Origin of the sequence: Thauera aminoaromatica S2 (genome assembly GCF_000310185.1) — a bacterium.
GTDB lineage: Bacteria > Pseudomonadota > Gammaproteobacteria > Burkholderiales > Rhodocyclaceae > Thauera > Thauera aminoaromatica.
In genome coordinates this window covers 1-24,474 of record NZ_AMXD01000053.1, presented here as the reverse complement: position 1 = coordinate 24,474, position 24,474 = coordinate 1, and the positions used below count along the sequence as shown (strand labels likewise).

Below are 24,474 nucleotides of genomic sequence, written 5' to 3'. Positions count from 1 at the left end.
CGCCGGGCAGGCGCAGCGGGCGCAGGTGGCCGAGGCGGACGAACTCGCCGCCGGCCGCCCACAGCAGCTCGCCGCCCCAGGCCTCGCCGTCGGTGCCGAGGCCGACGCCGTCGAGCGCCAGTCCGAGCACCGGGCGTGCGTCGAAGCGGCCGTGCTCGGCGAGCACCGCACCGACGTGGGCGTGGTGGTGCTGCACGCCGATCGCAGGCACGCCCAGGCGCGCCGCGAGCGCGCAGGCGACGCGGGTGGAGTGGAAATCGGGGTGGAGGTCGTGGGCGATCGCGCGTACCGGGGTCGCCGCCCGCGCGAGCAGGGCCAGCGCGGCCGGCTCCACCGCACGGCAGGCGTCGGCGTTGTCGAGGTCTCCGAGGTTGGGGCCGAACTGTGCGCGACCGTCCTCTAGCAGGCAGGCGGCGTGCTTGAACCAGGCGCCGAGGGCGAGGATGGGCAGCGCCTCTGGGAGACCGCCGGCGCCGACGGAGGGCAGCCCCAGCGCCACGCCGATCGGGGTGGATGCGGCTGGGCTCGACAGGGACGCCCCCTTCGTTTCCATGCCGGTGGCCGGGCTGGCGATGTTCATGCCCGCAGGCCTGCGGCACGCCGTGCACGCGCGGCGGCGAGTCCGGCCTCGATCCAGGCGATCCATTCGTCCAGGCCCTCGCCGGTGGTGGCCGAAGTCCGGATCACGCGCAGGCGCGGATTCACCCGCAGCGCGAAGTCGATCGCGCGTTCGGTGTCGAAGGCGAGGTAGGGCAGCAGGTCGGTCTTGTTGAGCAGCATCAGGTCGGCGGCGGCGAACATGTCGGGATACTTGAGCGGCTTGTCCTCGCCCTCGGTGACCGAGAAGATCGCCACCTTGTGCGCCTCGCCGAGGTCGAACGCGGCCGGACACACCAGGTTGCCGACGTTCTCGATCAGCAGCAGGCTGTCCGCGGCGAGTTCCATGCGCGGCAGCGCGCGCGCGACCATGTCGGCGTCGAGGTGGCAGCCCTTGCCGGTGTTGATCTGCAGCGCCGGCACGCCGGTGGCGCGTATGCGCTCGGCGTCGAATTCGGTCTGCTGGTCGCCCTCGATCACCGCGGCGGGCACGCGCCCGCCGAGCAGCTGCAGGGTTCGCACCAGCAGCGAGGTCTTGCCCGAACCCGGGCTGGACACGAGGTTGAGCGCGAAGATGCCGCGCTCGGCCAGCCAGGCGCGGTTCTCCGCGGCGCGCGCGTCGTTCTTGCCGAGGATGTCGCGCTCGATCTTCACCATCTGCGCCTGGCTGAGGCCGGGCGCGTGGGCGTGCGCCGGACCGCTGCCGAAGTCGAGATGGTGGTGGCCGGGCGCGGCGGGGTGCGAGGTGGGCGTCGTGTCCGCGGCGGTAACGGGCGAGAATGACGACGTGTCGGGCGACAAGCCGCGGGGCGGGGTGGCAGCGTGCCCGTCGACGGCACGCCATGTGCGTGTCGCGCCGGGCCGCGGGTGTGCGCCACCCGCGGGGCGCCCGCCACCGAGCGCGCCGATCCGGGTTTCACCGCTGCCGCAACCACATGTCGTGCACATCTCTCGTTTCTCCTTGCTGCCGGTAAGGATCACGCCCCTGACCCGACCGCGGCCGTTCAGGTGGACGCAGGAGCGACGCAAGTCGCGATTGCGGCGAGGGGGCGGGCGCAGGCGCTTGCCCGTGCGGCTGGATCGCGACTTGCGTCGCTCCTACAAAAAACCATCGCGCACCGGAGCCCGGTGCAACCATCGCGTACTGGAGCCCGGTGCAACCATCGCGTACTGGAGCCCAGTGTAAACATCGGGGGCCCGGACGGGGCCCAGCCTTGCGTGACCGGAGCCGCGTCTGGCCTTCGAGCGCCGGCCCATCTTCAGTCCACCTCCAGCGCCTTCACGCGCATCTCCCGGCCGGCAGTGGTCTGCACGCGGTAGCTGCCGCAGTGCGGGCAGGGGTCGTAGAGCTGGTGCATCGGCACCTCTTGCGCGCAAGCGGGGCACCAGCCGGCGCCGGGCAGGATTTCGACCTCGATTGCGGCGCCGGCGGCGATGGTGTCGGCCAGCACCACGTCCAGGCAGAAGCGCAGCGCCTCGACCTCGACCGCGGCGAGTTCCCCGATCTCCAGCACGACCGCGCGCACGTGGCCAAAGCCGTCGGCCACCGCGGCGTCCTCGATGAGGGTGCGCACACCCTCGGCCAGGGACATCTCATGCATCGTGACTCTCCTCGGTCTTCGAGCTTACCCCAGGCGGCGGAGAGAAGCGAAACGCGAAGGCGGATTGCGCAAAGCGCCGGGGGCAGCCGGCGGGCGGTGGGGGGGCGGCGAGTGCTTGGGCGGATGGGCGAGGGAAGGCGAGGGAAGGCACAGGGGGCGGCGGACCCCTAGAATGACGGACCGTCTTTCCCTGTCCTCGAGTCTCGCGATGAAAACCTCTTCCCTGTTGGGCCTCGGTCTCCTCGCCGGCCTGGTCGGCGGCTGCAGCCTGTTCCGCCCTGCCGCGCCTGCGCTGGCCGCCGAAGCATCCCCCCAGGCCGTGGCCGAGCGCCCGGCCGACCCCACGCCGGCGCTCGATCCCCAGCCGCCGCTCGAGTTCCGCTGCGGCGAGCGCAGGGTCGAGCTGCGCCACTTCGGCGAGCTCGCCACCCTCGGCGTCGACGGGAAGGTGTTCACGCTGCGGCCCGAGCGCAGCGCCTCGGGGATGCGGATGGTGTCGGTCGACGACGAGCGCACCGGCATCTGGGTCAAGGGCAACTCCGCGCTGCTGAGCCTCGCCGGCGTCGAGCAGCCGGAGTGCCGGCGGGTGGCGGAGAAGCCGCTGTTCCGCGCGGTGGGGAACGAGCCGGCTTGGCGGCTCGACATCGGCGCGCACGGCCTGGAGCTGATCGCCGACGGCGGCGCCTCGCGTGCGTTCGCCGCTGCGCCGCTGATCGTGGAGGCGGCGGGCATGCGCAGCTACCAGGGCACGAGCGCCGGCGGCGAGCTGGAGGCGCTGGTGTTCGAGCGCCTGTGTGTCGACACGATGAGCGGGATGACGCACCCGAACAGCGTCGAGGTGCGCTGGCAGGACCACGTGCTGCGCGGCTGCGGTGGCGATCCCGCGCAACTGCTGCAGGGTGAGCCCTGGGCGGTGGTGGAGCTCGATGGCCGCGCGGTGGCCGATCCGGCGCGGATGACACTCGCCTTCGCGGCCGACGGCAGGCTTGCCGGCCTGGCCGCATGCAACCGCTACTTCGGCAGCTATGTGCTGTCGGGCGAGGGCCTGCGGCTGTCGCCGCTGGGGGCGACCAGGATGGCCTGCGAGCCGCGTGCGATGGAAGACGAGCAGCGCTTCATGGCGGCCGCCGCGCGGGTGACGGGCTTTGCGATCGCAGGTGACGGCGGGCTGGAGCTGCGTGCGGGCGATCGGGTGGTGATGCGCGCGCGGCGCGCGGGCGGGCGGTGAGGGGGAGGACGACCTTGCGGTCGAGCACGTGCTCACCGGTGCGACGCTTGCCGGAGCGCGGCGATCGCGACTTGCGTCGCTCCTACAGGGGCGTCGGGGGTGTCGGGGGTGTCGGGGGTGTCGGAGGCGTCTGGGGCGTCGGGGGCGTCGGAGGCGGCTGGCGTGTCGGGGGTGGGTCGGGCTCGCGCCGCGATCCGCGGCTCCGGTCGATGTGGCGGCCGGTGGGGCGCCGTGATCGCGACTTGCGTCGCTCCTGCGGGGGCTTCAGGTGCTGTGCCGGTTTTCCGTAGGAGCGACGCAAGTCGCGATCTTTGGCGCCGGGGCCGTGCGCGGGCCATGCACGTGCCGTGCGGCCCCGCTCGCGCGCGAATGCGAACGCGTTCAGCCGCGCTTGGCGCGCGCCGCCTCGACCTCTTCCGGGCGCAGACGGGTGGAGAGCTTGTCGAGCACGCCGTTCACGAACTTGTGGCCGTCGGTGCCGCCGTAGCCCTTGGCGAGCTCGATGGCCTCGTTGATCACCACGCGGTAGGGCGTATCGAGGTTGTGGCGCAGCTCGTGGGTGCCGAGCAGCAGGATCGCGTGCTCGATCGGCGACAGCTCGGCGACCGGGCGCGACAGCAGCGGCTCGAAGCAGCCGCGCAGCTCGTCGGCCGCGCCGGTGGCGCCGCGCAGCAGGCTCACGAACAGCTCGCGGTCGATCTTGTCGAGGTTCTCGGTCTCGGACTCGAGGTGGCGCTGCACGGTGGTGGCGTTGTTGCCCGACAGCAGCCACTGGTACACCCCCTGCAGCGCCAGCTCGCGCGCGCGGCGGCGGGCCATCTTGCTGGTGGGGTTGGGCGCGCCGGCGGCGCCTTCGGCTTGCGTGTTGTCGATGTCGCTCATCGCACCACCTTCAGCAGGTTGGCCATCTCGACCGCGGCGCGGGCGCAGTCGGCGCCCTTCTCGTGCATGCGCGCGACCGCCTGGTCGTCGTCCTCGGTGGTGAGCACCCCGTTGGCGATCGGCAGCCCGGTGTCGAGGCCGACGCGGGTGACGCCCGCGCCCATCTCGTTGGAGACGAGCTCGAAGTGGTAGGTCTCGCCGCGGACCACCGCGCCGAGCGCGACCAGGGCGTCGTGGCGGCCGCTCCTGGCCATGGTCTGCAGCACGAGCGGGATCTCCAGGGCGCCGGGCACGGTGACGATGCGGATGTCCTCGCGCGCGACGCCGAGGGCGAGCAGCTCGTCGGTGCAGGCCGACAGCAGGCCCTCGCAGATGTCGAGGTTGAAGCGCGCCATCACGATGCCGACGCGCACGCCGGCGCCGGCGAAGTTGGGTTCGATCTCGTCGATGCCGTCGTAACGGGCGCCCTGGCGGGCGTTCTCGGATTGGTTGCGTTGCATGCTGGGGGATCTCGTGGTCAGTTCTTGTCGACGAAGCCGGTGATCTCGAGACCGAAGCCGGTCATGCTCGGGATCTTGCGCGGGCTGGCGAGCAGGCGCATCTTGCCGACGCGCAGCGCGCGCAGGATCTGCGCGCCGACGCCGAACAGGCGCGCGTCCCACTTCGCGGTGGGGCGGTCGTGGCCGCCGTCGAGGCCGGCGAGTAGCTCGCGGCCTGACATCGGGCGGTAGAGCAGCACGATCACGCCGGCCTCGGCCGCGGCCAGGGTCGCGAGCGCCTGATTGACCGGGAAGGTATGGTGGCCGCTGCCGGCGTCGAGGAAGTCGAGCACCGAGATCGGCTCGTGCACCCGCACCAGGGTCTCGCGCTCGGGGCGGATGTCGCCGTGCGACAGGGCGAAATGCACGTCGCCCGAGGTCTTGTCCTCGAAGGCGGTGAGGCGGAAGCGGCCGTGGGCGGTGTCCACATCCTTCTCGGCGACCTTGTCGACCAGGTTGTCGTTGGCGGCGCGGTACTCGATGAGGTCGCGGATGGCGCCGATCCTGAGCCCGTGCGCCTGGCCGAACTCGACGAGGTCGGGCAGGCGCGCCATGGTGCCGTCGTCCTTGAGGATCTCGCAGATCACCGCGGCGGGCTCGAGCCCGGCGAGCTGGGCGAGGTCGCAGCCGGCCTCGGTGTGACCGGCGCGGATCAGCACGCCGCCCTTCTGCGCGGTGAGCGGGAAGATGTGGCCCGGGGTGACGATGTCTTCCGGCCTGGCGTGGCGGGCGACCGCGACCTGCACGGTGCGCGCGCGGTCGTGCGCCGAGATGCCGGTGGTGACGCCGGTGGCGGCCTCGATCGACACGGTGAAGGCGGTGCCGTGCGGGGTGCGGTTGTCGCGCACCATCTGCTGCAGGCCGAGCTGGCGGCAGCGCTCGTCGGTGAGCGTCAGGCAGATCAGTCCGCGGCCGTGCTTGGCCATGAAGTTGATCGCCTCGGGGGTGACGAATTCGGCCGCCATGACGAGGTCGCCCTCGTTCTCGCGGTCTTCCTCGTCGACCAGGATGACCATTTTCCCGGCCTTGATGTCGGCGATGATGTCGGTGATCGGCGCGAGTGCGCTCATGCTGCTTCCTTTGTGTTGCGTTGGGGCGCGCGGGTCAGGCCTGCGCGGCGTCGTTCTTCCACTCGAGCATGCGCTCGACGTAGCGTGCGATGAGGTCGATCTCGAGATTGACCTTGCTGCCCGGCGCGAGGTGCTTGAGGTTGGTGACCGCGACCGTGTGCGGGATCAGGTTGATCCAGAAGTCGCGGCCCTCGACGCGATTGACCGTGAGGCTGACGCCATTGACGGTGACCGAGCCCTTCTTCGCGATGTAGCCGGCGATCGCCGCCGGGGCGCGGATCACCAGCTCGTGGCTCTCGCCGATCGGCGCGAACTTCACCACCTCGCCGACGCCATCCACATGGCCGGTGACGAGATGGCCGCCGAGGCGGTCGGCCAGGCGCAGCGACTTCTCGAGGTTGACCTCGCCGCCGACGGCGTCCAGCCCCACGGTGCAGTTGAGCGTCTCGCGCGAGACGTCGTAGCGCAGCCGCGGGCCGTCCATCTCGACCACGGTGAGGCACACGCCGCTGTGCGCCACGCTGTCGCCGACGATCACGTCGGAGAGGTCGAGGCCGTTGGTGTCCACGGTGATGCGCACGCCGTCCGCGAGCGCCTCGACGTGTTCGATGCGGCCGACGGCCGCGACGATGCCGGAGAACATGAAGGGTTTGAACCGTAAGGGGAAAGGCGGGATTGTAGGGGAAAAAGCCGGGCCTCGCTCAGAGCGCCCGGTCCAGCACCGTCGCGAACGGCGCCGCCTTCATGAAGCCCACCACGCGCAGGCCCTCGCGTTCCTTGCCCGCAGCGTCGAAGAAGAGGATGCCCGGCGGCCCGAAGAGGCCGAAGCGCTTGAGCAGCGCCTTGTGCTCGTCGGTGTTGGCGGTGACGTCGGCCTTCAGCAGCAGCATGCGGCTCATGCGCGCGGCGACCGCGGCGTCGCTGAAGGTGAAGCGCTCCATCTCCTTGCACGACACGCACCAGTCGGCATAGAAGTCGAGCAGCACCGGGCGATCGGTGGTGGCGAGCCGGGCCTCGAGTTCGGCGATGGAGTCCACCTTCTCGAACTGCGGCACATCGACCGGCGCCGCGGCCTGCGCGCGCAGCACCGACAAGGGCTGCAGCGGGTCGCGCGAGCCGGCGAGCGCGCCCACCAGGATCGCCGCGCCGGCCAACAACAGCACCACGCCCACGCCCTTCCAGAAGCGCTGCCAGCCCCTGGCCTGCGGCGGCAGCGGGTCGATCGCGTGCAGGAAGATCGCCGAGAACAGCAGCAGCGCGGCCCAGCCCAGCATGGTGGCCAGGGGCGGGATCACCGGGGTGATCATCCACAGCGCAACCGCGAGCAGCATCACGCCGAAGGCCTTCTTGACGCCTTCCATCCACGGCCCGACCTTGGGCAGCAGGCTGCGCGAGGCCACGCCCACCGCCAGCAGCGGCGCGCCCATGCCCAAGCCCATCGCGAACAGCGCCCAGCCGCCGAGCACGGCGTCGCCGGTCTGCGCGATGTAGAGCAGGGCGCCGGCGAGCGGGGCCGCCACGCAGGGGCCGACGATGAGGGCCGACAGCACGCCCATCAGGGTGACCCCGCCGAGGTGGCCGCCCTTGCCATGACTGGCGGTGTCGGCCAGCTTGCTCTGCAGCGTGCTGGGCAGCTGCAGCTCGTAGAAGCCGAACATCGACAGCGACAGCAGCACGAACATCAGCGCGAAGGCCGACAGCACCCACACGTTCTGCAGCGCTGCCGACAGCATGGTGCCGGTCATGCCGGCGGCGACCCCGGCGAGCGCGTAGGTCACCGCCATGCCCAGCACGTAGGCGAGCGAGAGCACGAAGGCGCGCGTGTGCGAGACCTTGTTGCCCTGGCCGACGATGATGCCCGACAGGATCGGGATCATCGGGAAGGTGCAGGGCGTGAAGGCGAGCAGCAGGCCAAAGCCGAAGAAGCTCAGCAGGATGATCGGCACGCTGGCGCCGGAAAGCAGGCGGGCGATGTCGCCGCTCTCGTCGCTGGAGACGGCGCCGCCGCCGCTGCCGTCCTCCGGCGCGGCAAGCGCGACCGGGGTGGGCGAAGCGGGGCTGCCGGTGCCCGCGCGGCCGCCGAGCACGCTGTCGAGGAAGCCGCCCGCCTTCTTCGGCGGCGCGGCGAGGTCGATCGAGGCCTGCTGCGTGGTGGGCGGATAGCAGATGCCGCCATCCCAGCAGCCCTGGCTGGTGGCGAAGAGCTCGAAGCGGGTGGTGCCGGCGGGCGCCTGTACCGGGACCAGGATGCGCAGCTCGCCGCGGTGGGTCTCGACCTCGCCGAAGAAGTCGTCCTTGTGCTTCTTGCCCGCGGGCTTTTCCATCGCGCCGAAGCCCACGCCGGCGGGCTCGGCCTCGAAGCGGAACTTGTCGCCGTAGAGGTAGTAGTCCTTGGCGATCTCGAACACCACCTCGATGGTCTGCGCGTCGAGCGCCTGCGCGCGCATCGCGAAGGCCTTCTCGGGCTCGATCGGGTTGGCGCGCGCGGCGGCGGGCAGGAGCAGGCTCGCGATCAGGGCGAGCAGGAGGAAAAGGCGGTGCATCGTGGTCTTCTAGGCGGCGGTGGGCGGGCGCACTGCGGCTCCCGCGGACGGGTCGATCGGGCGGGGCGGTGCCGGGGACGCGCCGGCGGGCGATCAGTCGTCGTCCCTCGTTCCGGCGGCGACCCAGTCGAGATAGCCGGGCAAGCCCTGCGTCACAGGGACCGCGACGATCTCCGGAAGTTCGTAGGGGTGGTGGGCCCGGATCGCCGCCTCCAGCGCGGCGTAGCGCGCCGGCGTGGTCTTGATCAGCAGCGGTACCTCGGTCGCGGTCTCGGTCGCGCCCTGCCAGCGATACACCGAGGTGCAGGGCGCGAGCATGTTCACGCAGGCGGCGAGCTGCCGGTCGATCAGCGCGTTCGCCAGGGCCTCGGCGCTGGCGGCGTCGGGCAGGTTCGTGAAGACGAGCAGGGCGCGTGGCGTGGTGGCTGAGCTGGCGGGCATGGTGGCGGATCCGTCGTGGAACGACCGCGATTATCCCGCAGCGCGGGCGCGGACGCCCTGCGCGGGATCAAGCACAAAATTCCGGGTGACGCCGGTGTCGCGGATGGATCCGGCGCGGATTTGATCTGTGCCATGGAAGTCCATCATGCACCTGTATTAGCGTCGGAATCCTTCACGCATCGGCCGCCCTCCGCGGCTCCATCCGGAGCACATCATGTTCCTGCTCGACTGGCTGTTCGGCAAGCACCAGGCCAAGGCGGAGGCCGCGCCCTCGTCCGCCACGGTTCCTGCCCCCGAACCCGCGCATTCCATGGAGGACTCCGAGAGCTTCGCTCCCGGCACCACCATCCGCTACAGCCCCGAACTGGTCGAGCGCCTGGTGCGCGATCATCGTCTGATGCTCGAACGCTTCGGCGCCATCCGCGAGGCCGCGCACGCAGGGCGCTTCGACGAGGTCGTGCCCCTGCTCGAGCGCTTCCGCGTCGACCTTCACGCCCATCTGCTGGTCGAGAACGTGCGCCTGTACGTGTATCTCGAGCACACCCTTGCCGACGATCCGGTGAGCCACGCGCTGATGCACGAGTTCCGCCACGACATGGACGAGATCGGCAAGAAGGTGATCGCCTTCCTCGCCCGCTACGTCCGCCTCGGCGAAGACCCGGCGCTCGCCGCGAGCTTCGCCGCCGACCTCGAGCGCGTCGGAGCCGTGCTGGTCGACCGCATCCAGCGCGAGGAGGACACCTTGTATCCGCTCTATGCGCCGGTGAGCTGAGCCGCCGCACTCGTCGGCCGACGACCCGGAAGACGGGCCTCTCGATTGCCTGTCCCGTCCCTCGCCGCTATGCTCGAAGCGCAAACCGCAACGAATTGCAGCGAGGACGCCCGATGAGCCTGCCCCAGCCCAAGATCCCGTTCGGCCCCGACGACTACCTGGCCTGGGAACAGGATCAGCCCATCCGCAGCGAATACGTCGATGGCGAGGTCTTCGCCATGAGCGGCGCGTCGGACGCGCACGGTACGGCAGCCGGCAACCTTTTCGCCGGCCTGCATGCGCATCTGCGCGGTACCCCCTGCAAGCCCTTCATCGCCGACATGAAGGTCCACGTCGAGGCGGCCAACAGCTTCTTCTACCCCGACATCCTCGTGACCTGCGACCCGCGCGACCGCAGCGCCGAGGCCAGCCACGTCAAGCGTCACCCGCTGCTGATCGTCGAGCTGCTCTCGCCGTCCACCGAGGCCTACGACCGCGGCAACAAGTTCGCCGCCTACCGCACGCTGGCTGCGCTGCAGGAATATGTACTCGTCTCGCTCGAAGAGCGTCGTATCGAGGTCTTCCGGCGCGACGACAGTGGGCACTGGGTGCTCTACCCCTTCGCCCTCGACGAGCAACTGGAACTCGCGAGCGTCGGCCTGCGCTGCCCGGTGGCCGAGGTCTTCGAAGGGGTGGAGGGCGAGTAGCGCGGGTGGGCGTTTTCGCCGTCCCCGCGATGCACGGCAGGAAAAGGCGAGCCGGCTGTCTCAATCGGTCCGGATGCGGCCGGCCACGCTCGGCGTGTCGCCGTCGACCCGCAGCACGATGATCTCGCCCGAGGCCGGAAACACCCCCGTCAGCGCGGTGATGTTCACCTGATGCGTCACCAGCACCAGCGGCAAGGGACTGCGCGCGCGTTCCCCGATCAGCGCGCGGACCGCAGCGGTGTGCCGCGCCTCCTCGCCGCGGTCGGCGAAGAACGAGTTCAGCCCCGGGAACGCCACCACCTCGCCCAGCGCCAGTTCGCGCGCCGTATCGAGGCAGCGACACCACTGGCTGGAGAACACCGCCGCGGTGGCGATGCCGTTGGCGCGGAAGCGCTCGCCGATCGCGCGCGCCTGCGCCCGACCCTGCGCCGACAGCTTGCGCTGGGTGGTGCAGTCGTCCAGCCGAAAGCCCGCCGGGTCACCGACGCCGGGTGCGATCGCATGGCGCATCAGCGCGACATGCCCGCCGTCGCGCAAGGCCGCCCACAAGGCTGCCTCGTCCGTCTCGGCGCAGGCTGCGGCAATCGGCAGCAACAGGCCCAGGCAGGCAAGCAGGAGGCGCATGGCCGCCCGGTCACAGCTTCGTGTGCGTTCCGTCGCAATACGGCGCGTTGGCGGTGTGCTTGCAGCCGCACAGATGGACCGTGCCCGATTTCTCGGGGGTGAAGGCGGTGGGAGCAAACCCGCTGCCCTTGTGGGACCCATCGCAGAACGGCTGCTTCTTGCTCAGGCCACAGGCGCACCAGAAATACTTCTTGCCCGCCTCGACCTCGACGGCATAGGGCGCTTTCTGCGCGACATGTGGTTCGCGTTGTTCGGACATCGCCTTGTCTCCTTTGTGTTTGTGGTCTTGCCGGTCGGCCGCGGCGCAGCCTCTGAGAAACCTTGCGCCGGACCGCAGGGCGTGTCAATCGTGCCTACGCGCGCAGCGGCACGCTGTGGGAGGGGCAGTATCGCTCGTGCCTCGTGCAGCACGTGCTCCATCTCTTGAGTTGCATGCGCTACATCGAACTCAACCCGGTGCGGGCCGGTATGGTGGATCACCCGGGCGCCTACCGCTGGTCGAGCTACCGCTGCAACGCGCAGGGTGAAGCGGACGAGTTGATCCGGCCGCATGCCGTCTTCACTGCCCTCGATGCCGACCCCCGGATTTGTGGCGAGCGTCACCGCGGGCTCTTTCTGAACGCCCTGGAGCCCGGCGACGTGGGGCGGAAGCGCGCGGGGACCAACGACAGCGCCGCGCTCGGTGACGACCGCTCTGCCGCCCGGCTTGCGAGTGTGCTCAGCCGCCGAGAAATTGTTGAATTGGGGTCTGACCCCTATTCTCCTCGGCGCGTGCTGCCAAGGCTATCCGCCCGCCACAGCCTCTCCGGTCGCGAGATCGACGACCTCGTGGATATCCTGTCAATCTAGGCCGAACTCGTCGAATCGGACCCGATCTCCGAGGAAGCCTTGCGCGACGACAAGGATCCGCCTGTGCTCGGCACCCTGTTGGCGGGCATGCGCATCGGAAACCTCGACGATCTGATCACCGGGGACAAGGACCTGCTCCCGCTGGCAAACACCTACCCCATCGTTACGCCGGCCGAGTTCTGGAGTCGTCACGGGGGGGGGGTAGCACGCGCACCGGCTCGCTCGGTGCGCGATGGTGGCGTGAGCCCGTGTGGGACATTGCGGGAAATTGGGGTCTGTCCCTCACTTCTTTCTGGGTGTCAGGACGTATGCGCGACCTGTGCAACCAGTTTGACGCCCAGTGCTGCACACACGCGGCTGATGGTCTCGAAGCGCGGGTGCGCGTCGGGGCGCAGGGCCTTGTACAGGGCCTCGCGGGTCATGCCAGACGCCTTGGCGATTTCGGTCATGCCGCGCGCGCGCGCGACCGTCCCCAGCGCATCCGCGAGCGCCGCAGGGTCGTTCTCTTCCAGGACCACGGTCAGATACTCGGCAATCGCCTGCTCGTCTGGCAGGTGCGCGGCCATGTCGAAAACAGGCAGCTCGGCAATCTTGATCTTGTGGGTCATTGTTCAGTCCTCCAGTGTATTGGCCAGTGCGATGGCCTTGGCAATATCGGCAACTTGCGTCGCCTTGTCGCCGCCGCCCAACATCACGATCAACACGGAGCCGCGCTGCACGTAGTACATGCGCCAGCCCGGCCCGAAGAATTCGCGCATTTCCCAGACGCCCTCGCCTACAGGCTTGACGTCACCCAAGCTGCCGCGCTGCGCCTTCTCCAGTCGCCGCCCCAAACGACGGCGTGTCATGCCGTCCTGGATGCCGGACAGCCAGGCATCGAACTCGGGGAGCTGATAGATCGTGTACATCGGCGAAGTGTAATCGTTCGATTACAAGTGATCAAGCGTAGGAGAAATTGGGGTCGCCCCCCCCATTTCTCTCGTGGGCGAAACGATGGCCGTCTTCAGGTGACAGGCGCTCTTGCTGTCATGCTGCGCTCCCGGTGTATGCTGACTCGCCATTGGGTTTCATCGGGCGTACCAATTCCCTGCATGCCACGTCAAAGAATTCTCATCGTCACTCGCAATCTGCCGCCGCTCGTGGGGGGGATGGAGCGCCTGAACTGGCACATGGCGGACGAGTTGTCCCGGCACGCGGATGTGCACATGGTCGGTCCCGCGGGTGCCTCGCGGCATCGCCCCGATGCTGTCGCACTGACCGAGGTCCCGCTGCGTCCGTTGTGGAAATTCCTTGCTGCCTCCGCGCACCACGCTTGCCGCATTGCACGCGCGTGGCGACCGGACATCGTGCTGGCGGGTAGCGGGCTGACCGCGCCTGCCGCCTACCTAGGCGCGAAGGTGGTTCGAGCGCGGAGCGCCGTCTACATCCACGGGCTCGACATCACCGTGCGCAATGCCATCTATCAGAGCTGCTGGTTGCCCGCGATCCGGCGGATCGACAGCGTCGTTGTGAACAGCACCCCCACACGCTTGCTCGCGATCGATGCCGGCGTCCGCGCTGGCCGCATCAGCATCGTGCCGCCCGGGGTGTCGCTGCAGGCGTTACCGGCGAATGATCCGGCCAAGCGGGCGTTCCTCGAGCGCCACGTCCTTCAGGGCAGGCGGATTCTGTTGTCGGTAGGCCGGCTCACGTCGCGCAAGGGCCTCAGGGAGTTCGTACTGCAAGCCTTGCCGCAGATCGTCGCGCGTCATCCCGACATCACCCTCGCGGTGATCGGCGACGTTCCCGGGCAAGCCTTGAGTGCCGAGGCCCAGACGCCGCAGTGCATCCTCGATGCAGCGCAACAAGTGGGTGTCGCCGGGCACGTGAAGATGCTGGGCGTGGTGGACGACGCGACACTGGAGGCTGCGTTCGCCTCGTCCTCGGTCCATGTCTTTCCAATCCGGCACGTCCGAGGCGATCCGGAAGGATTCGGCATGGTGGCGATCGAGGCGGCCGCCCACGGCCTGCCGACCGTGGCTTTTGCGACAGGCGGCGTGGTAGATGCCGTCGCGTCCGGGCGCTCTGGCCTTCTCGTTGCGCCGGGCGACTATCCTGCCCTGGCAGAGGCCATCTCGCAGGTTCTCGCCGGCCCGCGCGACCCGTGGTGCGATGGAGCGCTGGACTTCGCACGCGGCTTCGCCTGGCCGATTTTTGGCGACAGGCTCCGCGCCGTGCTGCAATGCGCTGCGTAACCCGTTCCGGCGCACGGATTGAGCATGGACGGCCCCCTCGGATGCGCGACCTGCAGGCTTGGTGATTGATGAGTAGAGCGCCTGCCGCATGGTTTCCTGCAGTACGTACCGGCACGGGCACGGATGTGTTCACCGAGCGTATGGTCGCCGAACTGCATCGCCGCGGCCTGAAGGCGGCGATCACCTGGTTGCCTCTGCGCGCCGAGTATGCGCCGTGGTCGGTGCCGGTTCCCGACCCTCCGGCATGGGCGAACGTGGTGCATGTGAACTCCTGGCTGCATGAGCGCTTTCTGCCGCGCCAGCTGCCGGTGCTGGCCACGATCCATCATGCCACTCATCACCCCTCCATCCGACCCTACAAGGGTTTCGTGCGTGCCCTGTACCACGAGCGCTGGATCGCCCCGAACGAGCGTCGCACCCTGCACCGCGCCGACCTTATCGTGGCGGTGAGCCGTTTCGTCGCCGATACGGCGCAGCGAACCTTGCTGGACAGACCGATGACGGTCATCCACAACGGGGTCGATGTCGGTCTTTTTGTGCCGGGCGCCCGGGTGCGCCCGTCGGGTGCGCCCTTCCGGCTGCTCTATGTCGGCGGTTGGAAGCGCCTCAAGGGTGTGGACCTTCTGGCGGCGATCATGCGCGAACTGGGTGACAGTTACGAACTGCGCTATACCGGAGGCGCCGCGGCCGCGCCCGACAAGTCCTCCCTGCCCGCGAACATGCATGACATCGGACGATTGGAGGGCGACGAGGCTGTCGCGGCGGCTATGAAGGACGTCGATGCACTGTTGTTTCCCTCGCGCAGCGAAGGCTTCAGTCTCGTGGTTGTAGAGGCCATGTCCTGTGGTCTCCCGGTCATTGCCACACGTGGATCCTCGCTGGTGGAAGCGATTGCTGATGGTGTGACGGGGACGCTTTGCATCCAGGACGATGTAAGAGCCTTCGCAGCTGCCATTCGCGCGTTGGCCGGCGATACGGAGGGCCATCGACTTGTCCGCCGGGCCGCACGTGCCCGCGCGGTGGAGTTGTTTTCCTTTGGGAAGATGCTCGAAGAGTACGTCGCTGCATATGCCGCTCTTCTGGGGCGGGGCTAACATCTTGATTGCAGGAGATATTGGCTTGGGAGTGGCCCCAGGGTCTCCGCACTCGGAATGCATTTTTCCTGATCGCATAGCCACCTGAAAATCTTCGTTCACATTCAACACCTTATGCAGCCATCTTGTGGACCCTTCGAAAATCACGTCTACTCTCGCCTTTTGGGCGAAGAGCGTGAGTGCGGCGCAAAGGGGTTCCCTGATGAGTTGTCTGGACGAAATCGATGATCCGCGCAAGCCGAGCAACGGCACCTTGCACGACTTCCGGGAGATCCTGGTGATCCTGATCGCCGCTGTGCTCTCGGACTGCGACACGGTCGAGGACATCACCTTCTGGGCGCGCACCAAGGAGGCGTGGCTGCGCCGCTTCCTCGTGCTCAAGAACGGCATCCCGTCCGAGGAGACCTTCCTTCGGATCCTGCGTGCGCTCGATCCGAAGCAGTTCGAGGCCATGTTCCGGCGCTGGGTCGGTGGGGTCGTGAGTGCGCTCAGCGACGATGCGGGCGTCGGCGGCACGATCGCCGTCGACGGCAAGACCGTGCGCGGCTCGGGCAGCGGCGGCGAGAGCGCGATCCACATGGTCAGCGCCTTTGCCACGGAGCTGGGGCTGGTGCTCGGCCAGGAGAAGGTCGCCGCCAAGAGCAATGAAATAACGGCGATTCCCGAGCTGCTCGAGGCGCTCTCGATCAAGGGGCTGCTGGTCACGATCGACGCCATGGGCTGCCAGAAAAGCATTGCCAAACAGATCGTTGCGAAGAAGGGCGATTACCTGCTGATGGTCAAGGGCAATCAGCCCACGCTGCTCGAAGCGATCGAGACCGCCTTCATCGACCAGCACGGCGTCGAGTCGGTCGATCGCAGTTCGCGGGTCGAGCGCGGCCACGGGCGCACCGTCGGGCAGATCGCTTCGGTGCTGTCGGCCAAGGGCCTCGTCGATCCGGCCGACTGGCCCAAGTGCGTGACGATCGGGCGTATCGACTCCATGCGGATCGTCGGCGAGAAGGAATCCGATCTCGAGCGGCGTTACTACATCAGCTCGCGCGCACTGAGCGCCGAGCAACTGGCGACGGCGGTGCGTGCGCACTGGGGCGTGGAGAACCGGCTTCACTGGGTCCTCGACGTCAGCTTTGGCGAGGACGCCAGCACCGTGGCCAAAGACAATGCGCCGCAGAACCTGTCGATGCTGCGCAAGATCGCGCTAAACATCATCCGCGCCGACAAGACCGACACGCGCAAGAGCAGCCTTCGGCTCAAGCGCAAGGGGGCGGCGTGGGATGACGGGGTGCGGGAGCGCATGCTGGGGATATCGGACGATATGCTAGGCGAGTGCGGAAGCCCTGGGAGTGGCCCGGAGCCCTCTTCCAATCTGTCGGACGAGTTTTTGTATGCAGAAGGTGGTGGGCTCTCAGGGAATAGAGTGGAATGTATTCCTGCGATTTTTTTCGGGTAGGGAAATCATACAAAGGGGCCGGTGAGCGCGCATGCCGATCGAGACAACCGAGGTCGCTGGCCTAGTTCTCCATTTCCGCACCGAGACGCAGACGATGGGTTGCGTGAAGTCGATGGTCGATGAGGGGGTTCGTGCCATCGTCATCGTCGACAATTCGGAAGACGAAGGTCGGTCTCTGGCGTGCGTGCGAGATGCGCTGGACAGCCTGCGCCTCATTGGGCTCGCGCTTGAAATCGTAACCGCAGCGCGCAATCTCGGCTTTGCAGGCGGCGTCAATGCCGGGTTGGTGCGTGTTGCGGACTTCCGACCAAGTGCGGTATTGCTGATCAATTCGGATGCGCGGATGACAAGCGGTTGTCTGTCGAGCCTGCTTCGAATGCTAGATTGCGCTCCGCTGGTGTTCCCACGGGTTCGCGAGGACGAAGGGGCGAATGAGTCCAGTCTGTTGGGTTTTTACCACCGCCCGTCCGCCTTGCTGACGCGTTCCAGATTTAGCAGGGCATGTCTTCCGTATCCAAGCGGATGTTGCCTCCTGATCCGGGCCGACCTTGCCGCCGCCCCAATGTTGAACGAGGACTTCTTCTTTTATGGGGAGGATGTCGAATTCGGCCATCGACTGCACGGCAAGAACATCGACTTCGCCGAATGTCCTGAGGCCGTGATTATCCATTCAGGTTCGGGGAGCGCGCGGAATGGCTCTTTATTCTACGAATACCACATCAATCGAGGCCATTGGCTGCTTGCTGGCAAACTCGCCGGGCGGCCGCGAGACCGTATCTTCTACATCGCGCTGCGCTGCATCACCTTGCCGCTGCGTGCCTCGATCCGTTGTCTGCGGTTTCGATCGTTCACTCCGTGGCGTGGCTTCCTTGCCGCAACTATGGACGTATTGAAAGGGCGGTGCCGCGATCTCACGCCGCCCGCGGCCTGATTGCCCGCATGCGGGCCGAGGCGATCAGCGCCAGTCCGAGCGCAGCCATGGTCCACTCGGCACATGCCAGCGCCACCGCCATGCCTGTTCCGCCGAGTCGGCCGGTCAACATGAGGGAGCAGACCAGCAGCACGATCACGCCTGCGATCTCGAACCCTGCGCGCATCCAGGGTCTCCCCAGCGCCATGAGCATGCTGCCTGCGGCGATTCGCAGCGCCATGCCCGGGACGGCCAAGCAGAGCCACTGGATCATCTGTGAAATGCCTTCATAGCCGGGACCGAAGAGCCCCATGAAAGCCGGCGCGGCGAGCCACAACACGGCGGTGATCAGGGCGCTGTAGAGCAGGGCTGCCACGAGGATCCAGCGCAAGAGCCGGGTTGTTTCCCGTGGTTGCGTGTGACCCTCACGGAACAGGCGTGGCAACGCAGAGAGCAGCATCGCGATCACGGGGAGCGTGACTGCGCCGATGACCCGTGTGCCGGCGGCGTACAGCCCACTTGAGGACGGCGTCAGTAGAACCGCAGCCAGGGTCTTGTCGATCTCGCCGGGGCCACACGCCGTGAAGGCCAGCGCGGCATAGCCCGAGGACTGATGAAGTTCGGACCGGCTTGGCAGTCGCCAGTCGCGCAGCGTGGGCCACGGGGCGGAGGACGTTGCGGTGGCCAGGGAGAGGGCGATCGCGGATGCGATCAGGTAGCCGAAGCTGAATGCTGCGAGCGGATCTGCGGCATCCACCATGAACACCAGGCTCGCGGCAAGCAGGCGCATCACGAGCGGCAGGCTTATCACGACTTGCGAGCGTGCAATACGCTCCATCGCAAGGTGTTCGTTCGACAGGAATGCGAACAGTGGTTGCAGGAGGATCTCGGCCGCTCCGATGGCAAGGAGCACCATCAGCGACACGCCCGACGCGGAGAGATAGACGCCGGCGAAGAGCAGATAGACAGCCAGCAAGAGGGTGCCACAGAGCAAGGTGGTCGGCAGCGCATAAGCTAGGACATGCATACGTCTCCCAGGCTCCTTTGACACTTCACCGAGGAACACCAGATTAGTGCCGAAGGACGAGAGGGTGCCGATGACGACTGCAAGCGCCGCAACCCCCGCGAATTCGCCGAAACGCTCCGGGCCCAGCACGCGTGCGACAAGCAGCAGGGTACCCGCCTGCATTGCAAGGCGTACCCCGAGGATCAGGCTGGTGCGCAGGGTGGCGAGCGCGATTGGACCTCTCACGGCGATCGATTCCGGGTTGAAGCGCCGATCAGGTCGGCCGATGCGCCGACGATGCGGGTCGCGCTCTGGCGACGAGAAGGACGTGGCTCGTGCTCCAAAGGGCGAAGATGCTCACTCGCGCTCCTTGTACATCAAGGCGGTGATCTGCTCCGAGATCAGACCCATCATGAAGACCACCACGCTGCCGGTGTAGAGCAGCGCGCTCATGTTGGTGAAACGGCCGAAGTGAATGAAGGTATGGAGATACCACAGGCTGCCCAGCAGGAACATCAAGGCTGCAGCCGGAGCGAACAGTTTCAACGGCGAATACAGCGTGCCGATCTTGAAGATGATCAGCAGGAAGCGCAGTCCGTCGTGCAGCGGGCGGATGTGGCTCTTGCCGATGCGCCGGGCGGCGTGGATCGGCTCGTAGGCCACCGAGTATCCGGCGCGGAAGAAGGCCATGGTGCTGGTCGTCGGGTAGGAGAAGCCGTTCGGCAGCAAATAGAGGAATTCGCGGAATTTCTCGGCGCGTACTGCGCGGAATCCCGAGGTCAGGTCTTCCACCTTGTGGCCCGTCATGTAGCTCGCGAGCCGGTTGTAGAAGCGGTTTGCGAGGCCACGGCCGAGGCTCGCCTGGGAGCCTGCCTGGCGTGCGCCGACGACCATGTCGTAGCCTTCGTCGAGGCGGGCCAGCAAGGCCGGGATGTCGGCAGGGTCGTGTTGGCCGTCGGCGTCCATGAAGACGATCACGTCGCCACTCGCCGCGCGTGCGCCGGTCTTGATGGCGGCGCCGTTGCCCTTTGAATACGGCTGGCGGATCACGCGCGCCCCCGACTTCGTGGCGGCTTCGCCGGTCGCATCGGTCGAACCGTCATCGACGATGATGACCTCGACTTCGGGAAGCTGCGCCCGAATCTGCATCACGACATTGCCGATGGGAGTCGACTCGTTGCGTGCGGGAAGTACGATCGAAACCCGTGTTTTCATGGTGTCGAGCCTGTCCTTGCGTCACCTGTGCGCTGCGGATGACCGCGTGCGGCCCCGAGTATGGCCTGCATCGATTCATCGCATTGCTTGCGGGCTGTGCGGGCGAGTACCGGGTGCTTCGGCAGGTCTCGGCACAATTCTTCGCGGTGGAAAGCCTTGGCCTCCTCCACCGCGTGCCGTTCGAGCAATCTGCGGATGATCGCATGGCCGAGCGTGCGGTCCCGGTCTGCCGCCCAGGCCTCCTTCAGATGCTCGAATGCGATGTCCGCGTCACCTCTGGCCATTGCGATCCTTTGGAGGTTGATGTGGATCGCCTTGCGGCTGAGCGCGCCGAGCCCCGCAGTCTGCTGGCGCAGGAGGTTTCTGTTGAGCGCTTCGAGTTTATCGTAGCCGAGAAGCGTGCATTTTCCTTCTTCGACTGCGTTGTGCATTGCATTGAGCGCCGATACGGCCCCTCCGACGTTGCGCGCGTCGATTGCCAGCCGTTCCGCCTGGTTGAAATAGTCCCGCGTACGTTGCTCGTCACCCGTTGCGCAGGCGAGGAGTGCGGCCTGCGTGACTGAGGCGACGCACCCTGGACAATCATCCACCTGGATCCGCATGACCTGGTAGGCCTCGTCGAGGCGCCCCTGTTCGAGGTAGAGGAGTGCAAGGTGCTCAGCCGCCCGTGGAGACTTGTAGGCGTGGACGAACCAGGTTTCCGCCGCGTCGAGCTTGTCGCCCCAGAGGCTGGTCACATGGAACAGGATCGCCGCCAAGGTTGCGAGATAGGCGGCGAAGCCTGCGATGGCGAGCCGGCGGTACGGAAGGGGCGTACGCCCCACCGCCCAGGCGAGTGCAAAGCAAGGTCCGAACAGGGCCAGATAATTGCGATGCTCGAAATACAGCTCCAACCCGACGACGCTGGATTCGAGCAGGTGGGCTGCGAGAAACCACAGGACGGCGAAGGCCGCGACCGGATGGCGGCGGCGGAAGCGGATTGCGAGCACCGTGAGCGTCGGCCACAGGATGGCGGCGAAGAGGGCGTCTGGTTGTTCAGCGAGCGAGCTGACCTTGGGGTAGCCGTCATGAAATGGGTGCAGACCGTAGGGCCGGGGCGCGAAGGCTTCGCGCAGGTATTCGAGCAGGATCAGCGGCTGGGTCTGGATGCGCTCGAGCAGGTCGAATTCGCGCCCCCCGAACACGCCGCCGGAGCGGAGTGCGCTGTACGCGAGGTAGGCCAGGATGATCGCGAGTGTCCCGCCGCCCGCGACGGTGCGCAGCAAGCGAAGGCGGCCCGTGCGGTCGGCGAGCAGCGTCGCCTCGATCACGAGCGCGAAAACGGGCAGCAGGATGCCGTTTTCCTTGGTGAACATCGCGAGCAGGGTGAATCCCACGAGGCCGAGTGCCTGCAGGGCGACGCCGAGTGCAGGACGCCGGTTCTCGATCGCGATGCCCCGTAAATGGATCAATAGGCCCGCGAGCACGAAGAAGGCCGACAGCGTCGCCATGCGCTGCACCGCGATCAGCGAGGACGACACCTGCAGTGGCATCAGCATCCACAGTGCGGCGGCGCCGACCGCAATCCAGGACGATGCGCTGCCGGGGAGGCCGCGCAGGCTCAGTAGCTGATGCGCGAGCAGGGCGACCAGCGTGCCGTTGACGAGGTGCAGCAGCACGTTGAAAAGGAGGATGTTCTCGATGGCTCCAGGCCAGGCCTCGACGTGCACCAGGAAGCTGAGCATGGCGAGCGGACGGCCGAGCGGACCGGAGATCTCGGAGGATAGGTAGTAGAGCGCCGAGTCGAGGTCGACGACGCTGGCGAGGCCGGAGAGCGGGCGGATGTCGTCGTAGTAGAGGGCGCCCGTCAGGCCGGGGATGTATAGCGATCCGCAGGCGATGGCGAGCAGTCCGAGCAAAAGCCATGCTGAGCGCGTTTTCGTTTTGGAAGGAGGCATTTCCGCGACCAGTCTTTGCCAGCGAATGATTGCCGAAAACACGAAAAAGGGGGCAGCACGCTGCCCCCTTCCGTTGAGCTGGAAACTATTGCATTTAGACGCCCGGGCAGGTCTTCGGCGCGTATTTGGCCGGGGCGTTGGTTGCGCAAGACCATGCGCCACTCGTGCTGTTTCGGGTCCAGGTGATCGTCTTGCCATTAACTTGCGAAGGAGCATTCGCCAAGGTGCAGACAATCGTGGTGTTGGATGCCGTGATAGCGCAGTTCCCGGTCGTGGCTTGCAGGCCGATGGCTGCAACCGTGATGGCTTCTGCGTTATTGCGGAGTTCCTCGAACGCAGTCTTGCCCGCCGAGACCTCTGCAAGGCCCGCGGTGAGTTTCGCCTTGGCTTGGTAATCCGAATACGCAGGCAGTGCCACCGCAGCCAGGATGCCGATGATCGCCACGACGATCATCAGTTCGATCAGCGTGAAGCCTTGTTGCATCTTGTTCATTTGAGTTCTCCTTGATGGGAAACCACGGAAAATCCGCTTGCCTACCCATCAGCAATCTCCGTGCCAGCTTCGAAGCCCCGGGTTTTCGTGACGGAGTGCCGCCGGCTTGACACGATTCCACGGCCAAAAGTGACAGCTGCCCCGGAGCGGGTGGTCAACATGTGACAAAGGGGAGTGCTTGCCGGGGCGCGAGGCATGGGTGAGAAACCCGGGGTCTTTCATTTGCTCATCCCACCCGTCGATCCGGTGCCCCCGCTGACCCCCAGCCCGCCTAGCCTGCCGGCGGCTGGGTGTCGCGCAGGCTGCTGCGGGCGAACATGCGCTCGGCGAAGGGGACCAGGCCGGGGTGGCGGCTGCGCCAGTCGACATCGGGGAAGCGCAGGTCGAGGTAGCCGAGCGCGACCGCGACCGCGATGTCGCCGAGCTGCATCGGGCCGCCGTTGAAGGCGTGGCGGCCGTCGAGGCGGCGCTCGAGCTCGGCGAGGCCGCGGTCGATCTTGTCCTTCTGGCGGGCGATCTCGCGTTCGCTGCGCTCGCCGTCGGGGCGGCGCGATTCGAGCAGGGCGGCGACCGCCGCGTCGGTGACGCCGTCGGCGAGCGCCTCGGTCTGGCGCACGCGCACGGCGTCGAGCCCGGCGGGCGGGAGCAGCGCGGGCGGGGCGCCGAGGGTCTCGAGGTAGCCGGCGATGACCGGCGAGTCGAAGAAGGTCTCGCCTTCGTCGGTGATCAGCACCGGCACCTTGCCGAGCGGGTTGAGCTCGGGGATCCGCGTGTTGGCCTCCCAGGGCGAGTCGACCACGAGCTCGAAGGGCAGCGCCTTCTCGGCGAGGATGACGCGGATCTTGCGCGCGTAGGGGCTGGTCAGCGAGGCGAGCAGTTTCATGATGGCGGGTCTCCGGTGATGGCCGACCCAGCGTACGCCGCAGGCGGGCGGGGGGAAATCAGGGAAACCGGAAGGATCGCGGCCCGCGTCGCGAGAAGGCCGGCGGGGTGCGGAGGCGGGCGCGGCGCGGATTCGGGCGAGGCGCGGAGTCAGGTGCTGGAATCGCGACTTGCGTCGCTCCTACGGCAATCTTGTAAGCGCCTGGGTTTCGTAGGAGCGACGCAAGTTGCGATTGCCGGCGGCAGTGTTCAGGCGTGCGCGACGTTGCGCGCGATGAGCTCGCGGATCAGGTGCAGCTTGCCGTGGAAGAAGTGGTCGGCGCCGGGGATCACGATGATCGGCTGTTCCTGCGGCCGCGCCCAGTCGAGCACGTTGGCGAGCGCGACGGTGTCGTCGTTCTCGCCGTGGATGAGCAGCGCGGGGATGTTCGTCGGCAGCGCCGGGGTGTCGTAGCTGCGGCCGCTGCCGGTGGTCTCGCCCGCGGCCATGCCCACGAGCACGAGCTGGCGCGGCGGCGCGATGCCCTCGGCCAGGCGCTTGGCGACGCGCACCTGTACGTAGCCGCCGAAGGAGAAGCCGCCGAGCGCCAGCGGCAGCGCGCCCCAGCGCGACTCCGCCCAGCTGATCACCGAGAGCATGTCCTCGGTCTCGCCTTCGCCGTGGTCGTGCGTGCCCTCGCTCTGGCCCACGCCGCGGAAGTTGGGGCGGATCACCGCGTAGCCGAGATCGCGGAAGGCGCGCGCGAGCGTGTGCGCGACCTTGTTGGTGTTGGCGCCGCCGAAGAGCGGGTGGGGATGGCACACGAGCGCGATGCCCTTGACCGTGGCGGGGGCGTCGATCAGCGCCTCGATGTTGCCGGCGCCGCCGCGCAGCAGGACGGACTCGGTGGGCAGCTGGCGGCTCATGCGACGTCCTCGGGCAGGCGCAGGCGCTGGACCACGCGGCCCTGCATCAGGTGCGAGTCGATGATCTCGTCGATGTCTTCCTTGTCGACGTAGGTGTACCAGACGTTGTCGGGGTAGACGACGATCACCGGACCGTCGTCGCAGCGGCCGAGGCAGCCCGCCTTGTTCACGCGTACGCTGCCCTTGCCCTTGAGGCCGAGCGCGGCGGTGCGCTCCTTGGCGTAGGTCTGCAGCTCGCTCGCCTTGTGGTCGTTGCAACAGGACTCGCCCGGCTGGCGCTGGTTGCAGCAGAAGAAGACGTGGTGTTTGAAATAGCTCATGGTGGCTCTCTGGGTATCGGGTCGAACGCCGTGCCGGCGCCGATCCGCGGGAACGTCGCGAGATTATAGGCGGCGCTTGCCGCGTGTGCGGCTTGCGGCGGGGTTGTGGCCGCGGGACCTGGCTGCGGCCGCCGCCCCGATGCCTAGCGGCGGGCTCGGCGGCGCGGAGCCGGCTGCGCGCTCGCGGGTGCGGCC

Annotated in this window: 27 protein-coding genes and 1 pseudogene; 8 read left to right on the top strand and 20 right to left on the bottom strand. The window is 67.6% G+C overall.

The window, feature by feature from the left end; all coding sequences use genetic code 11:
• The 3 genes from C665_RS10100 to hypA form a co-directional block, all read right to left on the bottom strand.
• Positions 1 to 580, bottom strand: a 580-nt coding sequence (locus C665_RS10100; protein WP_004307737.1) for a Kae1-like domain-containing protein, incomplete at its 3' end; no start/stop codon positions are given.
• Positions 577 to 1,545 (bottom strand): hydrogenase nickel incorporation protein HypB, encoded by a 969-nt coding sequence (hypB, locus tag C665_RS10095; RefSeq protein ID WP_040828971.1) that lies wholly within the window; start codon positions 1,543 to 1,545, stop codon positions 577 to 579. The genes hypB and C665_RS10100, both read right to left, overlap by 4 nt.
• Before the next feature lie 311 nt (positions 1,546 to 1,856).
• Positions 1,857 to 2,198: a hydrogenase maturation nickel metallochaperone HypA gene (hypA, locus tag C665_RS10090; RefSeq protein WP_004307733.1), complete on the bottom strand. Its 342-nt coding sequence runs from the start codon at positions 2,196 to 2,198 to the stop codon at positions 1,857 to 1,859.
• Positions 2,199 to 2,406: 208 nt separating this feature from the next.
• Here hypA and C665_RS10085 point away from each other — a divergent pair, with 208 nt between their 5' ends.
• Entirely contained in the window at positions 2,407 to 3,426 is a 1,020-nt protein-coding gene (locus C665_RS10085; protein WP_004307731.1) for an META domain-containing protein, read from the top strand.
• A gap of 381 nt (positions 3,427 to 3,807) precedes the next feature.
• Here the strand turns inward: C665_RS10085 and nusB are convergent, their stop codons facing one another.
• The 6 genes from nusB to cutA form a co-directional block, all read right to left on the bottom strand.
• A complete protein-coding gene (gene nusB / locus C665_RS10080) occupies positions 3,808 to 4,308 on the bottom strand; it encodes a transcription antitermination factor NusB (protein ID WP_004307729.1) in 501 nt (166 codons plus the stop codon).
• A complete protein-coding gene (gene ribH / locus C665_RS10075) occupies positions 4,305 to 4,808 on the bottom strand; it encodes a 6,7-dimethyl-8-ribityllumazine synthase (RefSeq protein WP_004307727.1) in 504 nt (167 codons plus the stop codon). Before ribH ends, nusB begins: the two co-directional genes overlap by 4 nt.
• 17 nt (positions 4,809 to 4,825) lie before the next feature.
• Complete coding sequence (gene ribBA, locus C665_RS10070) at positions 4,826 to 5,917, bottom strand: bifunctional 3,4-dihydroxy-2-butanone-4-phosphate synthase/GTP cyclohydrolase II (protein WP_004307725.1); 1,092 nt, start codon at positions 5,915 to 5,917, stop codon at positions 4,826 to 4,828.
• Positions 5,918 to 5,951: 34 nt separating this feature from the next.
• On the bottom strand, positions 5,952 to 6,560 hold the full coding sequence (locus tag C665_RS10065; RefSeq protein WP_004307724.1) for a riboflavin synthase: 609 nt from the start codon (positions 6,558 to 6,560) through the stop codon (positions 5,952 to 5,954).
• A 58-nt stretch (positions 6,561 to 6,618) separates the two neighbouring features.
• Entirely contained in the window at positions 6,619 to 8,460 is a 1,842-nt protein-coding gene (gene dsbD, locus C665_RS10060) for a protein-disulfide reductase DsbD (RefSeq protein WP_004307722.1), read from the bottom strand.
• A gap of 93 nt (positions 8,461 to 8,553) precedes the next feature.
• Positions 8,554 to 8,901: a divalent-cation tolerance protein CutA gene (cutA, locus tag C665_RS10055; protein ID WP_004307720.1), complete on the bottom strand. Its 348-nt coding sequence runs from the start codon at positions 8,899 to 8,901 to the stop codon at positions 8,554 to 8,556.
• A 214-nt stretch (positions 8,902 to 9,115) separates the two neighbouring features.
• On the opposite strand from cutA, the gene C665_RS10050 reads away from it, so the two are divergent.
• Positions 9,116 to 9,673: a hemerythrin domain-containing protein gene (locus C665_RS10050; RefSeq protein WP_004307717.1), complete on the top strand. Its 558-nt coding sequence runs from the start codon at positions 9,116 to 9,118 to the stop codon at positions 9,671 to 9,673.
• A 113-nt stretch (positions 9,674 to 9,786) separates the two neighbouring features.
• Positions 9,787 to 10,359, top strand: coding sequence for a Uma2 family endonuclease (locus C665_RS10045; RefSeq protein ID WP_004307715.1), 573 nt, complete (start codon positions 9,787 to 9,789; stop codon positions 10,357 to 10,359).
• A gap of 60 nt (positions 10,360 to 10,419) precedes the next feature.
• Here C665_RS10045 and C665_RS10040 read toward each other — a convergent pair whose 3' ends face one another.
• Positions 10,420 to 10,983: a histidine phosphatase family protein gene (locus C665_RS10040; protein WP_004307713.1), complete on the bottom strand. Its 564-nt coding sequence runs from the start codon at positions 10,981 to 10,983 to the stop codon at positions 10,420 to 10,422.
• A gap of 10 nt (positions 10,984 to 10,993) precedes the next feature.
• On the bottom strand, positions 10,994 to 11,242 hold the full coding sequence (locus C665_RS10035) for a CDGSH iron-sulfur domain-containing protein (protein WP_004307711.1): 249 nt from the start codon (positions 11,240 to 11,242) through the stop codon (positions 10,994 to 10,996).
• A gap of 173 nt (positions 11,243 to 11,415) precedes the next feature.
• Between C665_RS10035 and C665_RS10030 the strand changes: the two genes are divergently transcribed.
• Positions 11,416 to 11,832, top strand: coding sequence for a hypothetical protein (locus C665_RS10030; RefSeq protein ID WP_211207581.1), 417 nt, complete (start codon positions 11,416 to 11,418; stop codon positions 11,830 to 11,832).
• Between the two features lie 299 nt (positions 11,833 to 12,131).
• Here C665_RS10030 and C665_RS10025 read toward each other — a convergent pair whose 3' ends face one another.
• Together C665_RS10025 and C665_RS10020 are read right to left on the bottom strand one after the other, a co-directional pair.
• On the bottom strand, positions 12,132 to 12,440 hold the full coding sequence (locus C665_RS10025) for an addiction module antidote protein (RefSeq protein WP_004307703.1): 309 nt from the start codon (positions 12,438 to 12,440) through the stop codon (positions 12,132 to 12,134).
• 3 nt (positions 12,441 to 12,443) lie between these two features.
• A complete protein-coding gene (locus tag C665_RS10020) occupies positions 12,444 to 12,740 on the bottom strand; it encodes a type II toxin-antitoxin system RelE/ParE family toxin (RefSeq protein ID WP_004307701.1) in 297 nt (98 codons plus the stop codon).
• A 240-nt stretch (positions 12,741 to 12,980) separates the two neighbouring features.
• Here C665_RS10020 and C665_RS10015 point away from each other — a divergent pair, with 240 nt between their 5' ends.
• The 4 genes and pseudogenes from C665_RS10015 to C665_RS10000 all read left to right on the top strand — a co-directional run bounded on the left by C665_RS10015 (position 12,981) and on the right by C665_RS10000 (position 17,541).
• Entirely contained in the window at positions 12,981 to 14,066 is a 1,086-nt protein-coding gene (locus C665_RS10015; protein ID WP_211207580.1) for a glycosyltransferase family 4 protein, read from the top strand.
• Between the two features lie 140 nt (positions 14,067 to 14,206).
• On the top strand, positions 14,207 to 15,160 hold the full coding sequence (locus tag C665_RS10010) for a glycosyltransferase family 4 protein (RefSeq protein WP_004307698.1): 954 nt from the start codon (positions 14,207 to 14,209) through the stop codon (positions 15,158 to 15,160).
• Positions 15,161 to 15,362: 202 nt separating this feature from the next.
• Positions 15,363 to 16,466: pseudogene (locus tag C665_RS10005) on the top strand (ISAs1 family transposase); the annotation flags it as partial.
• A gap of 175 nt (positions 16,467 to 16,641) precedes the next feature.
• On the top strand, positions 16,642 to 17,541 hold the full coding sequence (locus C665_RS10000; protein ID WP_004307694.1) for a glycosyltransferase family 2 protein: 900 nt from the start codon (positions 16,642 to 16,644) through the stop codon (positions 17,539 to 17,541).
• Here the strand turns inward: C665_RS10000 and C665_RS09995 are convergent.
• The 7 genes from C665_RS09995 to C665_RS09965 form a co-directional block, all read right to left on the bottom strand.
• Positions 17,522 to 18,772, bottom strand: coding sequence for a lipopolysaccharide biosynthesis protein (locus tag C665_RS09995; RefSeq protein ID WP_004307692.1), 1,251 nt, complete (start codon positions 18,770 to 18,772; stop codon positions 17,522 to 17,524). The two genes, C665_RS10000 and C665_RS09995, sit on opposite strands and share 20 nt — an antisense overlap.
• 111 nt (positions 18,773 to 18,883) lie before the next feature.
• Positions 18,884 to 19,741 (bottom strand): glycosyltransferase family 2 protein, encoded by an 858-nt coding sequence (locus tag C665_RS09990; protein ID WP_004307689.1) that lies wholly within the window; start codon positions 19,739 to 19,741, stop codon positions 18,884 to 18,886.
• Positions 19,738 to 21,678 carry a hypothetical protein gene (locus tag C665_RS09985; protein WP_040828964.1) on the bottom strand — a complete coding sequence of 647 codons (1,941 nt, stop codon included), beginning with the start codon at positions 21,676 to 21,678 and terminating at the stop codon, positions 19,738 to 19,740. The genes C665_RS09990 and C665_RS09985 overlap by 4 nt, the downstream gene beginning before the upstream one ends.
• A gap of 94 nt (positions 21,679 to 21,772) precedes the next feature.
• A complete protein-coding gene (locus C665_RS09980) occupies positions 21,773 to 22,171 on the bottom strand; it encodes a pilin (RefSeq protein WP_004307684.1) in 399 nt (132 codons plus the stop codon).
• 271 nt (positions 22,172 to 22,442) lie between these two features.
• A complete protein-coding gene (locus C665_RS09975; protein WP_004307682.1) occupies positions 22,443 to 23,054 on the bottom strand; it encodes a glutathione S-transferase in 612 nt (203 codons plus the stop codon).
• A gap of 248 nt (positions 23,055 to 23,302) precedes the next feature.
• Entirely contained in the window at positions 23,303 to 23,959 is a 657-nt protein-coding gene (locus C665_RS09970) for an alpha/beta hydrolase (protein ID WP_004307680.1), read from the bottom strand.
• The gene (locus C665_RS09965) at positions 23,956 to 24,279 is read right to left on the bottom strand and encodes a (2Fe-2S) ferredoxin domain-containing protein (protein ID WP_004307679.1); all 324 of its coding nucleotides are present in this window, start codon (positions 24,277 to 24,279) and stop codon (positions 23,956 to 23,958) included. The genes C665_RS09970 and C665_RS09965 overlap by 4 nt, the downstream gene beginning before the upstream one ends.
• Positions 24,280 to 24,474 lie beyond the last annotated feature (195 nt).